The sequence below is a fragment of the Halorussus salinisoli genome (assembly GCA_005239435.1).
GTDB classification, from domain to species: domain Archaea; phylum Halobacteriota; class Halobacteria; order Halobacteriales; family Haladaptataceae; genus Halorussus; species Halorussus salinisoli.
In genome coordinates, this window is record SZNP01000007.1 from 115,972 (window position 1) to 130,201 (window position 14,230).

A 14,230-nucleotide genomic window follows, 5' to 3' on the forward strand; every position below is an offset into this window, starting at 1 on the left:
TAAGTGGCGACGAACAACGGATTCGTGGAAGTAGAACGAAGCCCACCACGAGGGCACCTGATTTCTCGCCAGTAACCACAAAATCAAGTCCCCCCGGTGACGACTCCGAAGTGTCCCGATGATAGAAGTCGAAAATCTACGCAAAGTGTACGGCGACTTCACCGCCGTCGAGGGGAGTAGCTTCTCGGTCCCCGAAGGCGAAGTGTTCGGCGTCATCGGCCCGAACGGCGCGGGCAAGACCACGACCCTGAAGATGCTCGCCGGACTCGTGGAACCGACCGGCGGGTCGGCCCGAGTCGCTGGCTACGACGCCCAGGACTCCGAGATGCGACAGCATCTCGGGTTCCTGCCCGAGGAGTCGCCGCTCTACGAGGACATGACCGCCGTCTCCTATCTCCGGTTCTTCGCCGACCTCTACGACGTGCCGCCCGACGCGGCCCGCGAGCGCATCCACGACACCTTGGACCGCCTCGACCTGGACCACCGCGACCGCAAGATCGGCGACACGTCGAAGGGGATGACCCGGAAGGTCGCCATCGCGCGCTCGCTGGTCAACGACCCCGACGTGCTCATCTACGACGAACCCGCGAGCGGACTCGACCCCCTCACCACCAACTACATCATCGAGTTCACTCGCGACCTCGCCGAATCCGGCAAGACCGTCGTGTTCAGCGCGCACAACCTCTTCCACGTCGAGAGCATCTGCGACCGCGTGGCGGTGATGAACGACGGCCGCATCGTCGCCCGCGGGAGCGTCGAGAACATCCGCGACGAACACGGCCGTACCGAGTACCGGGTCTACACCACGGTGGAGGTCGAGGGGTCGGTCCGAGAGAACGGCCACTACTGCCGCGCTGTCGAGAGCATGGACGCCGTCGAGGAGACCCGCGAACTCGCCGAGGCCGCGGGCGGCGAAGTCGCCGACATCCAGACCCACACGCCGAGCCTCGAAGACATCTTCCTCGACCTCGCCGAGGAGTCTCCGGACGTGGAGGGCCGCCCGTGAAACTCCGAAAGACCCTCCGCATCGCGCGCTGGGAGGTCTCGAAGAACGCGGGGCAACTCGACCGCCGGACCGTCGCGGTCGGAGTCGTCGTCCTGCTCGCGGTTGGCGCGCTCACCCCGATGGTCGCCAGCGAGGGCGTCACCCTCGACGACGGCATCTACCGGGTCGGCGTCTCGCAGGACAGCCCGTACTACGAACCGGTCGCGCAGGACCCGACGTTCGTCGCGGTCGAACCGAACGACGGCAGGGCGTTGCGAGACGACGTAGACGTTCGCATCGATTCGGACGGGTCGTTCGCGTGGGACGATACGCCGAAAGGGCAGGCTGCACTTGCGGAACTCCAGAAGTCCCTCGAGCGGTACAACGACCGGATGATGTCCCGGGAGTCCGACCAGGCCGCCGCTTTCCCGGTGGAAGTCTCGGTTCGCTACGAATCGCAGGACGACCTCCGCGCGACCGGTGGAGGCTCCGGGTCGGCCGCCACGCGCACGGCCCGAGAGGGCGAGAAACGTCTCGGCGGCGGCGAAAGCCAGAGTTCCGGCGGCGACTCCGGCGGTGAGTCCGGCGGGTCGGCCACCGCCTCGCCCGGCGATAGCGAGGAGACGAGCGACGGACCCGTGCAGGCACCCTCCGTCGGAAGCGGCGGGTCGCTGTTCGGCGGGAACGAGCGCAGTGGGACCCCCGCCGACGTCGCGCCGCCGTTCCCCTTCGAGTCGCTCGTGCTGGCGTTCGCGTTCGTCCTGCCGATGAACTTCGTGATTCAGGCGTACGCCTCCACCATTCTGGACGAACGCATCAACGACCGCGGCGAACTCCTGCTGGTCTCGCCGGTTTCGCGCGGCGACATCATCGCGGGCAAGACCCTGCCGTACCTCCTCGGGATGGTCGCCATCGCCTCGGTGACGGCGGTCGGCATCGCCACCCTGACGCCCACTGCGGAGGGGGCCGTGGCGGTCCTCTCAACCGCCGCGGCGTCGGTCTCGGCAGTGATTCCCATCGCGCTCCTGTTCCTCGCGTCGTCGTTCGTGGGCGCGATGTTCGCCCGGTCGTTCAAGGAGTTGACGTTCGTTACGGTCACGCTTTCGGTGTTTCTGACGAGTTACGCCTTCGTGCCGGCGATTTTTACGAACGTCCATCCAGTCGCGGCCATCTCGCCACTGACGCTCGTCGTGAAGGCCCTGCGCGGAACCGCGTTCTCGCTCGGCGAGTACGCCTTCTCGACCGGGCCGCTCTACCTCTCGGCGGGCGTCCTCTTCGCGCTCGGGGCGGGCGTCTACCGCGAGGAAGACATGTTCACTCAGCGCCCGGTTCCCCTCAAGTTCCTCGACGCGCTCGATAGCCAGATTTCGGGTCGGCGCTCCGTGGCGAAGTTGAGCGCGCTCTCGATTCCGTTCGTCTTCGTCGGGGAACTGCTCGCGGTGGCGCTCCTGTTCGCGCTCCCCGTCTCGCTCTCGATGCCGGTCCTGCTCGTCGCCATCGCCTTCGTGGAGGAGGTCGCCAAGAGCGTCCACGTCTACGCCGGATTCGTCCACTCGCGGTTCGAGCGGACGCTCCGGTCGGCCGCGGTTCTGGGGTGTCTCTCGGGACTGGGCTTCTTCCTCGGCGAGAAGGCGACCGCGGTGGCCCAGTTGGTCGGTCTGCCCGACCTCGAACTCGGGCAGGCGGCGTTCGGCACCGTGACGGGCCTCGGCGTCGAAACCTCGCCGCTGGTCCTGCTCGGCCTGCTGTTCGCTCCCCTCGCGCTCCACGCCGTCACGGCGACGATTACGGCCTCTGGGGCGACTCGGGACCGAAACTGGTACGTCGCCACGCTGGCGGTGGCGACCCTCGCTCACGCCGTCTACAACCTAACGGTGGTGAGCTACCTTGGGTAAGCGCCTGACGGTCGCTCGCAGGGAGTTGGCGTCGCTCCGGAGCGAGAAGACCATCGTGCTGGCCATCCTCATCCAGTTGTTCGTCGCGGCGTTCTCGTCGTTCCTCGCCGTGGGGTTGGTCTCGCTCTACGACCCCGGGTCGGTGTCGAACCAGTTCGTCGTGGAGTTCGGCGTCACGGGCGAGGCGGGCGAGGACCTCACGCCCGTCATCGAGGACGAGCAGGGTTGGCGCGCCGTCGAGTACGGCGACGAGTCGGCCGCGATGCGGGATTTCGACCGAGGTGAGATTCACGCCGTCCTCTGTGTCGAGCGTGCGCCCGACGGCCGGGCGCGCGTCCGCGCAGTCGCGCCCGACGGAAACGTCCGGACGACGCTGGTCGTGACCCAGATAAAGGGCGTCTTGGAGGCGTTCGAGCGCCACGAGCGCGGTCGACTGAGTTCCCGACTCGAGCGCCTACCGGTCGAGCTCCCGCCCGATTCGTCGTCCAGCCCCTACTTCGGTTTCACCTACACCGTGCTGGTACCCCTCCTCACGTTCCTGCCGGTGTTCGTCAGCGGGAGCATCGCGGTGGACGCCATCGCCGAGGAGTACGACAGGGGCACGCTGGAACTCCTCCGGGTGACGCCACTGACCGCGACCGACATCGTGGACGGGAAGATGCTCGCGATGGGAGTCCTCGCGCCCGTGCAGGCTGGCGCGTGGCTGGCGCTCCTGTCGTTCAACGGGACCAGTATCGCCAACCCCGCCGAAATCCTCCTGCTCGTGACGGGCTTCTCGGTCGGCGTAGTCACGATGGGCGCGACTGCCGCGCTGGCGTTCCGCGAGCGCAAGCAGGCCCAGTTCCTCTTCTCAATGGGCGTGGTGGTCGCGTTCAGCGCGACCTACCTCCTGCCGGAGTCGCCCGCCAACGCGGTGGCGAAACTGGCTATCGGGAGTCCGACCCAGTCGACCCACCTCTCGGTCGTGGGCTATCTGGTGGTCTCGCTCGTGGCGTTCGCGGGGCTTCGGCGACTGGTGGGTCGGCGAGGACTCGATTCGTAGGGCCGTCACCTTTAGCCCGCTCACTCCCGCCAGTTGTAGCACATGAGTTCCGACGCGCCTCCCCGGTGGGAGTACCGAGTCGTCAAACCACCGCGCGAACCCTCGCAGAAGGAGGCCCGCGACCCCACGGCCACGCTTGACGAGTTCGCCGACGACGGGTGGGAACTCGACCAGACAATCGACTACGTCGGCGGCGGGACCAAGTTCCTCGTCTTCAGACGACCCGCCGGAGCGGACGCCGAGGCCGACGATGAGTGAGAGTGGAGGTCCGACGGTGAGAGAGACCGGAGGCTCGGACGATGAGTAAATCCGGCGAGTCAGACGCGATTCGGTCGGCCAACACGCTCCGCGAGCGCGTCGAACTCAACCGATTCTACAACTGGTTCCTCCTCGGGGGCAATCGGTTCGTCGTGACCGGCCTGTTGGCGGTGGTCGTCTTCGGGACGTTCGTCGCGGTCAGCACCGTCGTCGTCCCGTCGCTCGAAGTCGCAATTCGGTCGGCCGACACCGTAGAGACCATGTTCTCGACCATGATTGGGACCGTCATCACGGGGACGACGCTGGTCGTCACCATCAGCCAGTTGGTCATCTCGCAGGAGAACGGACCGCTGGGCGACCAGCGCCAGCGGATGAGCGACGCGATGGACTTCCGAACCTACGCGACCGAACTGTTCGAGACGGCCCCCGAAGCAGACCCCGCGGCGTTCCTCGGACAACTCCTCGAAGCGAACCGACGCCGGGCGGACGCGCTCGAGGAACGACTCGCCGACAACGACGACGAGGACCTCCGCGAGGAGGTCGGCGAGTTGCTCGACAGTCTGCGGAACAACACCGAGACGGCGCTGAGCCAACTCGAAGGAGCGCAGTTCGGCACGTTCGAAGTGGTGGGTGCGGCGCTCGACTACAACTACTCGTGGAAGATATATCAGATAGAACGACTCACCGACACCTTCGCCGACAGTCTGGACGAAGGCGACCGAGAGGCGTTCCGCGAGTTGGAGACGGCGCTGACCATGTTCGGCCCGGCGCGCGAACACATCAAGACGCTGTACTTCCAGTGGGAACTCATCGACCTCTCGCGGTACATCCTCTACGCCGCGGTCCCGGCGCTGGTCGTGGCCGGGACGATGCTCGCGTTCGTCGGCGCCGAGACGTTTGCGGGCGCTATGCTCGGCGTTCCGACCGTCACGTGGGTCGTCGGGGTCGCGTTCACCGTCACGCTCGTCCCGTTCCTGCTGTTTCTCACCTACATCCTGCGAATCGTCGTCGTAGCGAAATACACGCTCGCAATCGGGCCGTTCGTCCTCCGGCAGTCGTTCAGTGAGTGACGACCAGTCGAATCTTCGAGATGCCGGTCGGCGTGAACCCGTCTCTGGTTGTACTTCGTTGCTAACGCGGTGTACTTGGGTCTCCACGGTGTACCGGACTGCATGACGAACCGAGGGAACGCCAGAACCCCGCCCGGCCCGAACGGTCTCCCGGTCGTCGGGAGCCTGCCCACGTACGCCCGCGACCCGTTCGACTTCGAGCGCCGGATGCACCGCGAGTACGGCGACGTGGTTCGCTGGAAACTTCCCGGTGGGTGGATGTACCACCTCGCGGACCCCGATCACATCGAACACGTCCTCGTGCAGAACAACGGCAACTACGTGAAGGGCGAGGCGTTTCAGGAGACGCTCGGTCCTGTTCTGGGAAACGGCCTGCTCAACGCCGAAGGCGAGTTCTGGCGGCGACAACGCCACCTCGTCGAACCCGCGTTCCACCCCGACCGCATCTCGACGTACGCCGAGATGATGGTAGACGCCTCCGAGCGCGGAACGACGGGATGGCGAGACGGTGAGACTCGAGACGTTCACGCCGAGATGACCGCGCTCACGCTCGAAATCGTCGGCCGGGCGCTGTTCGGCGTGGATTTACGCGACGAGTCCGTGCGCGTCGGCGAAGCGCTGGAGGTCGTGATGGCCGGATCGGAGTTCTCGCTGACCGACCTGCTCCCCGAGGCGATTCCGACGCCCGGCCGCCGCCGGTTCGACGCGGCAGTCGAGACGCTGGAGCGCGTAGTCGCCCGCATCGTCCGCGAGCGCAAGCGGAATCCGACCGACGAGGACGTGGTGTCGATGCTCCTCTCGGCCCGCGACGAGGCGGGCGAGGGGATGAGCGACCGGCAGGTCTACGACGAGGTGATGACCCTCCTGCTCGCCGGCCACGAGACCACCGCGCTGGCGCTCACGTTCACCTTCTTCCTGCTCGCCCAGCACGGCGACGTAGAGCGGAAACTGGTCGCGGAGTTGGAACGAGAGTTGGGCGGCGACCCGCCGACGATGGCGGACGTAGGCGACCTCACCTACCTCGAACGAGTCGTGCAGGAGTCGATGCGCCTTTACCCACCGGTGCCGGGCATCGTCCGCGAACCGGTCGAGGACGACCGCGTGGGCGACTACCGGATTCCCGCTGGCGTGACGGTCAGCATGAGCCAGCACGTCGTCCATCGCGACCCCCGTTGGTACGACGACCCGATGGCGTTCCGACCGGAACGCTGGACCGACGGGTTCCGCGAGTCGCTGCCGCGACTCGCCTACTTCCCGTTCGCGGCCGGGCCGCGCCGGTGCATCGGCGACCGCTTCGCCCTGCTGGAGGCCCGCCTCGTGTTGGCGACGATTCTTCAGGAGTATCATCTCGAACTGGTCTCCTCGCCCGCGCTCGACCTCCGGCCGAGCATCACAGCCCGGCCGAAGAACCCGGTCGAGATGAAGGTTCACGAGCGAGAGGGAAGTCGATGGGACGTGTCGCAGAGCGAAGTCGAGCCGGCGATGGACTAAATTTATATTTCTTATTACATATTTTTTATTTGTGGTAGTATTATATAGTTGTCTTTAGATTGCGTATTCGTTTGCTCGAATCGGTGGGTGGTCCCGTCGGTGGTTGGCTACCGCGTGCGTTCGCGCTCGGCCGTGACCGCACCGCAGATGCGGCCGAGCGCGAACGCGGCGCGTCCTGTAGTCTGTGGCGATTCGCGGACCCGTGGTCTGAGAAGGTTCTCGAACTCGTGGTCGGACAAGATTCGCGTCCAAAGTTTAAGCCGCTCCCGAACCACGTTAGCGTATGGCATACGACTGTTCGTTCCTCTCGGACCTCGCGCTCGACGGCGAGGTGTCGTTCGGCGACTCGGCGCGCGAGAGCCACGCGGCCGACTTCGGCGCGGACGAGCGCGGACAGGGCGTCACGCCCGACGCCGTGGTCTGGCCCGAAACGACCGCCGACGTGTCGGCCGTCCTGTCCGCGGCGGACGACCGACGGGTCCCCGTCACGCCCTACGCCGCGGGGACCAGTCTGGAGGGCAACGCCGTCCCCGTCCATCGCGGAATCAGCCTCGACTGCTCGCGGATGGACTCGGTGCTGGACGTGCGCGCCGACGACTTCCAGATCGACGTGGAACCCGGCGTCTACGGCTCTGCGGTGGACGAGGCGGTCGCCGACGAGGGCCTGTTCTTCCCGCCGCTCCCCTCGTCGGGCGACATCTCGACCGTCGGCGGGATGGTCGCCAACGACGCCTCCGGCATGAAGACCGTGAAGTACGGCGAGGTGTCCGACTGGGTGCTGGAGTTGGAAGTCGTCCTCGCCGACGGGTCGGTCGTCACGGCGGGGAGCAAGGCCGCGAAAACGTCGAGCGGCTACAACCTGAAGGACATCTTCGTCGGGAGCGAGGGCACTCTCGGAGTCGTCACGCGCGCGACCCTCGAACTCGCGGGCAGGCCAGCGCAGATTCGCGGCGCTCGCGCGCTCTTCCCGTCGCTCGACCACGCCGCCGAGGCCGTCTTCGACGCCGTGCGCTCGGGCGTGGACGTGGCGACCATCGAACTCGTGGACGCCGATTCGGCCCGGATGGCCAACGCCTACACCGGCACCGACCTGCCGGACGTGCCGACCGTCTTCCTCGAGTTCCACGCCGACTACGGCGTCGAACGCGAGATCGAGTTCTGCCGCGAGGTGTTCGCCGACCACGGCGTCCGGCAGTTCGAGACGGCCGACGACGGCGCGGCGATGGACGACCTCTGGGAGGCCCGCGAGGACCTCGCGTACGCCATCCAACTCTGGGACCCCGACCTGACCGCGCTCCACCCCGGCGACGTGACGGTGCCCATCAGCGACTACCCCGAGATGGTGAAGTTCGTAAAAGGTCTCGCCGACGACCGTGACCTGCTGGTCCCTTGCTTCGGCCACGCCGGCGACGGCAACCTCCACTACTCGGTGCTGGTGGACGAGGACGACGACGAACAGGTCGACGCCGCCGAGGAGGTGTACCGGGCCACCGTCGAGATGGCCATCGACCTCGGCGGCACCGCGACCGGCGAACACGGCATCGGACTCGGCAAGCGCGACTTTCTGGAGGTCGAACACGGCTCCGAGTCCGTCGAGGCGATGCGCCGCCTCAAGCGCGCGTTCGACCCGCGCGACACTCTGAACCCCGGAAAGATATTCCCCGAGACCGCCGGGGGCGAGCGCGTGCGAGCGGACTCGGCCGACGACGTTCGATGAAGTCGGGTCTGCACCGTGTTACGGGGCGGGCGGTCTCGGACGTCGACCGTGAACTCTGTCCCAAAGCTAATGGAATTCTCTCTGGAAGTTACCGTCATGGTGCGCCGCGCTCTCTGGCGGTGGTCCCCGGCGGTGGTCCTCGCGGTCGGCGGGACGCTGTTCGCCGCGTCCGTGGCGCACCACGTAACGGAAGTCGGCCGGCTCGACCGACTCAACGGTCCGATGTTGGCGCTAGCGCCCGACACGGGACGTTGGCGATGACGGTCGCGTACGGCGGCTACCGGTTGGCCGACTCCGAACTCGCGCCCGAACATCGGTGGCAGGTCGCCAAGTGGTGTCTCCTCGGAATCGTCGTCCTCGTCGGAACCACCGCGGCGGGCGTCCTCGTCCGTCGATTCGAGGGCCGAATCGTCGCCGAACCGACGTTCCAACTCCTGCTCACGGCCGACGCGGGTGCGGTCGCGGGACTGGTTGCCGGCTACTACAACGCCCGAAATCGGACGAACGCCCGGCAGGCCGAGCGAGCGACGACGACGCTCCAGTTCGTCAACGACCTCTTTCGACACGACGTCAAGAATCACACGAGCGCCATCTTGGCCCACGCGGGCGTCATCCGGGCCGAGAGCACGACGAACGGGTGGCCGACTCCGTGGCCACCATCCGCGAGCAGGCCCGCGAAGTGAACGCGCTCGTCGAGAACGCGGAGGCGATAGTCGAGACGGTCTCGGAAGACGCCGGGGTCGGTCGAGTCGACCTCTCGACCGTCGCCGCCGAGTCGGCCGACCACGTCGCGGAGACGTTCGACGCCACCGTCACCACCGACCTGCCCGAGCGTGCGCCTGCGGCCGCCAACGACGCGGTTCAGTCCGTCGTGAACAACCTCGCGGAGAACGCCCTCGAACACAACGACGCCGACGACCCGCGGGTCGAACTGGCGGTCACGAACTGCGACGAGTCGGTTCGGCTTCGCGTGGCGGACAACGGCCCCGGCATCGCCGACTCGCGCAAACCCGAACACTTCGAACCGAACGACGGAAGCCGACACGGCGGCGGTCTCCATCTGATGGAGACGCTCGTCGAGAGCTACGGCGGGGAGGTCCGGGTCGAAGACAGCGACGCGGGCGGTACGGCGTTCGTCGTGGAGTTACCTCGATGCGACTCGGACTTCCTTTAAGTGCTTCTGGCGACAAGGGATAGATACGAGGGAAGACGGCTCGTTCTACCGGACTCAGTTCTCGACAGTCACGTCTCTCGACACGGGATGGTCGAATCTCCAAACTCGTCGGCGCTTCGTCTCAGGCACATGTTTAAACTGTCCCCGCGAACTACAGACCAGTAATGACCGAGGGGTGGACCGACCCGCAGACGCCATCGTGGCAGTCCGGGCCAGTTGCAGACGAGCGAGATGCGGAACGACCGTTCAGTCAGCGTCCCGGCGACGGTTCGGTCGGCCGGGCCGACCTCCAGCGCGACCAGACGGTCCGACAGTGGGGGCCGGTCACGCCGAGCGCGACCCAGATCGGCCGGGCGGAGTCGCCCGACGCCGACCTCTCGGAGAGCGTCCGCCGACTCCACGAGGAGCGCCACTCCGCGATGGCCGGACACAGTTCGCGGATGCACCGCCTCGACAAACTCCGGATCGCCCACGCGCTCTGCAACGACCTATCGCTGACGCCGTGGCAGCGCGACAGAGTAGTCGGCATCATGTCGGACCTCGACCTGACGGCGTTCGGTAGCCAGCGCGCGATTCCGAAGGTGGCATTGGTGGTCATCCGGCACGTCGTTGACCACGAGCGCGAACACTACCTCGGTCTCCACGACCAAGAGTGGATTCGTGAACTATCACCGGCCGAACTGAACGAACTCTACGACCAGTTCCGGTCGATAACCGACGAGGAGCGGTTCTCCGAACTCGTCGCCAAACACGGGTTGAACGTCACGAACCTGAATCGGCTCCGGCGCACTCTGAAGGACCAACTCCGGGAGCAGGACCTCGAAGACGCGGTGTACGGCCGGAATCCGCACCGAGACCCGAACCTACCGAGTCTCGGCGCTCGCCGGGCGGACGACTCTCACGAGGAGCGCTCTCACGAGAAGCGAGTAGACGTAGACGACGAGTGAAAGGCGGAGTAGTAGGCGAAGACGGAAAAGCGGAGTAGACGAAGACCGAAAACGAACCGAAGTACGAATCTTCCTCGTATCTGCTCATTGTCGCCAGAAACAGTTAAAGGGACCCCGAGTCGCCGGCTCGACTCGCCGACTTTCGTTCGACTTTCGGGTACGGTTTCAGACGGTACGAATACCAGTCGCTACCGAGTACAACTCCGTCAGAACGGGACCGTCTTCCCTCGTATCTATCCCTTGTCGCCAGAAGCACTTAAAGCCGGACGAGGCGACTGAGTGACCCACGATTTCGGACCCGCGTTCCGAATCGCTACTCGTCGCGGTCGTAGAACTCCGCGCGCAGGTCGTCGTCGTTGAGGTTCGTCGCGGTGTCCGAGAGTTGCGTCCGGAGCTCGGTGAGTTCGTTCGTGAGCTCCTCGTACTCTTCGTTCGCCTCGAGTTCCTCGGGACTCTTCTTCGTCTCCAGCGCCGCCTTCTTGTTCGCCAGCGAGAGGAACCGTTGCATCTGCACGTCGTAGGTCGAGCGCCGGAGAAGCGTCTCGACGGTTTCTAGCAGTTCCTCGGCCTCCGAGACCGGCTTTTCGAGGTAGGCGTCGAACCCGAGATCGAGAATGTCGAAGTCGGGTTCGACCGCCGAGACGAGCGCGACTCGGCAAGTGAACCCCTCCTCGTGAATTCGGTTCAGTACGTCCTCGCCCGAGAGGTCCGGCATCCGTCGGTCGAGGAGAACTACGTCCACCTCCTCGTCCAACTTTTCTAGGGCTTCGGACCCGCTGTACGCGGTTCGCACGCGGTATTCGTCGTCCAGCCATTGGGCGTAGGCGTCCGTAATCGGCTTCTCGTCGTCGACGATTAACACTGTGGCGTCGTTGGGCATAGTTCCGGTATCGCTTGCGGTCTGTATTGAGTCACTCATGCTCCGTTGATTCAAGCGGCGATGTCCCGGCGACGCTGGCCGTCGGTCGCCGGAACTCGTGTGACGAGCGGTCGATCGGTGCCCGTCGAATTGTCTTCTTCATCTATCAGTCCGTCTCCTGTTCGAAGGGTGATTTGGCTGTCTCGGGTTCGTACCCGCTCAAGAAGACGAGGTTCCCCCGTCCTACCTGTACGCGGGTGATGAGGCCCTTCTCCTCCATCTTCGAGAGCTTCCGACTGACGGTCGATTTCGACCAGTCGGTCTCCTCGGTCACGTCGGCCTGCTTCATCCGACCGCCGTACTGGGTGAGCAGTTCCCGGATTCTGTCCTCGTCGGTCAGCATCGCCTCCTCCGGGAGGTCGTCGACGCCCGTTTTCGGTCCCGACTGCGAGACGGACGCCTCCGCGTCTTCGACCGCGCTCGGCGAGTCGGAGGCCGCGGCGTCGCCCGACCTGGAATCGCTCTCGGCCGAGAAGACGCCCGTCAGTGAGTCCCGAATCGACGTAAACAGGCCACTCTCGGTCTCGGGAACGGACACGTCCGTGTCGTGAGACTGGACGTGTTCGCTGGTCACGCTCCTGTCGCCGTAGGTCTCGGCGACCGACCACTCTTCGCCGTCGTCGGACACCTCGACGACCGCGTCGAACAGGGTCTTCAGCGTGTTGACCGTCTCCTCGTCGTGGATGTCCGGGTCCATGTGGTAGAAGCCGATGGCGTCGGCGGCCTGTACCCGGTGGGTGAGGATGTGGAGATATCGGAATGCAGTGTCGAAGTCCACGTACTCCAGTAGGATGGTCAGCGTCTGAACCGAGACGACCGTCTGGTTTCTGTTCCCCTTCCACCGAGTCAACTGCTCGCTCAGTGGCGCGATGATGTCCATCGGCTGGTTCGGGTCCACCCGAGCGACGGACACGTCGAGGGGAAGTTCGGTACTGTCGTCTTCGCCCGTCTTCTCCACCGTGTTGGCGTGGATGAACGCGAGTTCTGCCGGAAGTTCTCCGTTGTGTTCCTTCCAGTCGGAAATCCACGTCTCGGGCGGCGGCGTGTACGTCACTGCGGCGACGTTCGCCCTCTCCGGTGACGTCGTGGAGGCAAGCAGTTCGAGACACGCTCGGTTGCCGGTCGGTGTCAGGGGTGCCAGCAAGAGAACGTTCGAGGACTGCTCCAGTTGTCTCCTGTCGGATGTATCGATGTTCATTCGTTAGTTGTCATATTGCGCGGTTGTTTCCTCAGTTTTGAAGATGTCACGAGACTATTTGCAGGTAGTAGGTGTTGACGGCCCGATGGATATTAAGTCGTTTCCCACGCAAAGGGGTACCGAAAACGCCGTGACCGACAACACGCTGGCCCAGTGCTTTACTACGAAGAAGAGACCCTGAACGTAAAAGGGGCCGGCAGTACCAATCACGGTAGTTAAATGGGGGAAGGTGTTCTCGGCGACTCCGGGAGACTGAAACGGGTCGCTATCGAAGCGACGACCATGCAAGCAGTGATCCTCGCGGCTGGAGAGGGAACCCGGATTCGGCCGCTGTCGGCGTCGCTCCCCAAACCGATGTTGCCAGTCGCCGACCGGCCCCTCGTCGCTCACACTGCCGACGCGGCCGTGCGGGCGGGCGCGGACGAACTAATCCTGGTCGTGGGTTACGAGGCCGACGCGGTCAGGGACTACTTCGGCGAGGAGTACGCCGGCGTTCCGGTCGGCTACGCGGTCCAGGAGACGCAGGCCGGAACCGCCGACGCGGTCCACGCCGCGGCCGACCGGTTGGACGGCCCCTTCGCGGTCCTCAACGGCGACAACCTCTACGACCCCGAGGCTATCGCCGATCTGTTCGCGGCCGGTCCGGCGGTCGGTGCGGCCCGGGTCGAGAACCCCTCGAACTACGGCGTCCTCTCGACGAAGGGCGGGGTCGTCACCGACATCGTGGAGAAACCCGCCGACCCGCCGACCGACCTCGCCAACGCCGGGGCCTACGCCTTCCCCGAAGAAGCGCGAGCGTGGTTGGACGTGCCCGAGAGCGAGCGCGGCGAGCGAGAGATCACCGACGTTCTCGCGCGCGCCATCGAGGAGTACGACGTGAGTTACACCGCGATGGACGGGTGGCTCGACGTGGGACGACCGTGGGAACTGCTGGAAGCCAACGAGTGGAAACTGGGAGAACTCGCCCGCGACGTCCGCGGCGACGTCCACGAAACCGCCGACCTCCGGGGGCCGGTCGTCGTCGAGGAGGGGGCGACCATCGACGCCGGAGTCGTCGTCGAGGGTCCCGCGCTCGTCCGCACAGGCGCGAGCGTCGGCCCGAACGCCTACGTCCGCGGTGCGACTCTCGTCGGCGAGGGCGCTAAAGTCGGCCACTCGGTCGAGGTCAAAAACAGCGTCGTCGGCGCTGGCTCGCACGTCGCGCACCTGAGCTACGTCGGGGATAGCGTGTTGGGTCGGAACGTCAACTTCGGGGCCGGGACGAACGTCGCCAACTTGCGGCACGACGACGAGGCGGTGAAGCTGACGGTGAAGGGCGAGCGCGTCTCGACCGGCCGCCGGAAGTTCGGCGTCGTGGCGGGCGATGGAACGAAAACCGGCATCGACACGAGTCTGAACGCGGGCGTGAAACTCTCCGCGGGCGCGACGACGACTCCCGGCGAAGTCGTGACGCGGGACAAGTAGAGTTCGTTTCCCCCAGGTTGTTCTTTCTCTCGAACTTCTACTTCTGTCCGACGCGCAAGCTCGACTTTCG

General features: G+C 65.6%; 15 protein-coding genes. 12 read left to right on the top strand and 3 right to left on the bottom strand.

Annotation, left to right across the window (positions count from 1 at the left end; genetic code table 11):
* Nucleotides 1-118: 118 nt before the first annotated feature.
* The 6 genes from E2484_RS19225 (at nt 119) to E2484_RS19250 (ending at nt 6,741) form a co-directional block, all read left to right on the top strand.
* A complete protein-coding gene (locus E2484_RS19225; RefSeq protein ID WP_137286816.1) occupies nt 119-1,006 on the top strand; it encodes an ABC transporter ATP-binding protein in 888 nt (295 codons plus the stop codon).
* Nucleotides 1,003-2,880, top strand: coding sequence for an ABC transporter permease subunit (locus tag E2484_RS19230; RefSeq protein ID WP_137286817.1), 1,878 nt, complete (start codon nt 1,003-1,005; stop codon nt 2,878-2,880). The genes E2484_RS19225 and E2484_RS19230 overlap by 4 nt, the downstream gene beginning before the upstream one ends.
* Nucleotides 2,873-3,922 carry an ABC transporter permease gene (locus E2484_RS19235; protein WP_137286818.1) on the top strand — a complete coding sequence of 350 codons (1,050 nt, stop codon included), beginning with the start codon at nt 2,873-2,875 and terminating at the stop codon, nt 3,920-3,922. The genes E2484_RS19230 and E2484_RS19235 overlap by 8 nt, the downstream gene beginning before the upstream one ends.
* Before the next feature lie 42 nt (nt 3,923-3,964).
* Complete coding sequence (locus tag E2484_RS19240) at nt 3,965-4,180, top strand: hypothetical protein (RefSeq protein WP_137286819.1); 216 nt, start codon at nt 3,965-3,967, stop codon at nt 4,178-4,180.
* Nucleotides 4,181-4,221: 41 nt separating this feature from the next.
* Complete coding sequence (locus E2484_RS19245) at nt 4,222-5,250, top strand: hypothetical protein (protein WP_137286820.1); 1,029 nt, start codon at nt 4,222-4,224, stop codon at nt 5,248-5,250.
* A gap of 102 nt (nt 5,251-5,352) precedes the next feature.
* The gene (locus tag E2484_RS19250) at nt 5,353-6,741 is read left to right on the top strand and encodes a cytochrome P450 (protein WP_137286821.1); all 1,389 of its coding nucleotides are present in this window, start codon (nt 5,353-5,355) and stop codon (nt 6,739-6,741) included.
* Between the two features lie 107 nt (nt 6,742-6,848).
* On the opposite strand, the gene E2484_RS25785 is transcribed toward E2484_RS19250, so the two are convergent.
* Nucleotides 6,849-6,980 carry a hypothetical protein gene (locus E2484_RS25785; RefSeq protein WP_321112747.1) on the bottom strand — a complete coding sequence of 44 codons (132 nt, stop codon included), beginning with the start codon at nt 6,978-6,980 and terminating at the stop codon, nt 6,849-6,851.
* A 44-nt stretch (nt 6,981-7,024) separates the two neighbouring features.
* Here E2484_RS25785 and E2484_RS19255 point away from each other — a divergent pair, with 44 nt between their 5' ends.
* The 5 genes from E2484_RS19255 to E2484_RS19270 all read left to right on the top strand — a co-directional run bounded on the left by E2484_RS19255 (nt 7,025) and on the right by E2484_RS19270 (nt 10,579).
* On the top strand, nt 7,025-8,458 hold the full coding sequence (locus tag E2484_RS19255) for an FAD-binding oxidoreductase (protein WP_137286822.1): 1,434 nt from the start codon (nt 7,025-7,027) through the stop codon (nt 8,456-8,458).
* 96 nt (nt 8,459-8,554) lie between these two features.
* Entirely contained in the window at nt 8,555-8,719 is a 165-nt protein-coding gene (locus tag E2484_RS25195; RefSeq protein ID WP_170977427.1) for a hypothetical protein, read from the top strand.
* Complete coding sequence (locus E2484_RS25200) at nt 8,716-9,141, top strand: hypothetical protein (protein ID WP_170977428.1); 426 nt, start codon at nt 8,716-8,718, stop codon at nt 9,139-9,141. The genes E2484_RS25195 and E2484_RS25200 overlap by 4 nt, the downstream gene beginning before the upstream one ends.
* Entirely contained in the window at nt 9,096-9,632 is a 537-nt protein-coding gene (locus tag E2484_RS19265) for a sensor histidine kinase (RefSeq protein WP_137286824.1), read from the top strand. The genes E2484_RS25200 and E2484_RS19265 overlap by 46 nt, the downstream gene beginning before the upstream one ends.
* A 164-nt stretch (nt 9,633-9,796) precedes the next feature.
* On the top strand, nt 9,797-10,579 hold the full coding sequence (locus E2484_RS19270; RefSeq protein WP_321112749.1) for a DNA-directed RNA polymerase subunit epsilon: 783 nt from the start codon (nt 9,797-9,799) through the stop codon (nt 10,577-10,579).
* 313 nt (nt 10,580-10,892) lie between these two features.
* On the opposite strand, the gene E2484_RS19275 is transcribed toward E2484_RS19270, so the two are convergent.
* Both E2484_RS19275 and E2484_RS19280 read right to left on the bottom strand, forming a co-directional pair.
* Entirely contained in the window at nt 10,893-11,459 is a 567-nt protein-coding gene (locus tag E2484_RS19275; RefSeq protein WP_137286825.1) for a HalX domain-containing protein, read from the bottom strand.
* Between the two features lie 145 nt (nt 11,460-11,604).
* Nucleotides 11,605-12,696 (bottom strand): helix-turn-helix transcriptional regulator, encoded by a 1,092-nt coding sequence (locus tag E2484_RS19280; protein WP_137286826.1) that lies wholly within the window; start codon nt 12,694-12,696, stop codon nt 11,605-11,607.
* A 282-nt stretch (nt 12,697-12,978) separates the two neighbouring features.
* Here E2484_RS19280 and glmU point away from each other — a divergent pair, with 282 nt between their 5' ends.
* The gene (glmU, locus tag E2484_RS19285) at nt 12,979-14,160 is read left to right on the top strand and encodes a bifunctional sugar-1-phosphate nucleotidylyltransferase/acetyltransferase (protein ID WP_137286975.1); all 1,182 of its coding nucleotides are present in this window, start codon (nt 12,979-12,981) and stop codon (nt 14,158-14,160) included.
* Nucleotides 14,161-14,230: the final 70 nt, after the last annotated feature.

Coding starts and splice junctions, on each gene's coding strand:
- E2484_RS19225 (WP_137286816.1), top strand. CDS start 119: ATGATAGAAGTCGAAAATCTACGCAAAGTGTACGGCGACTTCACCGCC.
- E2484_RS19240 (WP_137286819.1), top strand. CDS start 3,965: ATGAGTTCCGACGCGCCTCCCCGGTGGGAGTACCGAGTCGTCAAACCA.
- E2484_RS19245 (WP_137286820.1), top strand. CDS start 4,222: ATGAGTAAATCCGGCGAGTCAGACGCGATTCGGTCGGCCAACACGCTC.
- E2484_RS19250 (WP_137286821.1), top strand. CDS start 5,353: ATGACGAACCGAGGGAACGCCAGAACCCCGCCCGGCCCGAACGGTCTC.
- E2484_RS19255 (WP_137286822.1), top strand. CDS start 7,025: ATGGCATACGACTGTTCGTTCCTCTCGGACCTCGCGCTCGACGGCGAG.
- E2484_RS25195 (WP_170977427.1), top strand. CDS start 8,555: ATGGTGCGCCGCGCTCTCTGGCGGTGGTCCCCGGCGGTGGTCCTCGCG.
- E2484_RS25200 (WP_170977428.1), top strand. CDS start 8,716: ATGACGGTCGCGTACGGCGGCTACCGGTTGGCCGACTCCGAACTCGCG.
- E2484_RS19270 (WP_321112749.1), top strand. CDS start 9,797: ATGACCGAGGGGTGGACCGACCCGCAGACGCCATCGTGGCAGTCCGGG.
- E2484_RS19275 (WP_137286825.1), bottom strand. CDS start 11,459: ATGCCCAACGACGCCACAGTGTTAATCGTCGACGACGAGAAGCCGATT.
- E2484_RS19280 (WP_137286826.1), bottom strand. CDS start 12,696: ATGAACATCGATACATCCGACAGGAGACAACTGGAGCAGTCCTCGAAC.
- glmU (WP_137286975.1), top strand. CDS start 12,979: ATGCAAGCAGTGATCCTCGCGGCTGGAGAGGGAACCCGGATTCGGCCG.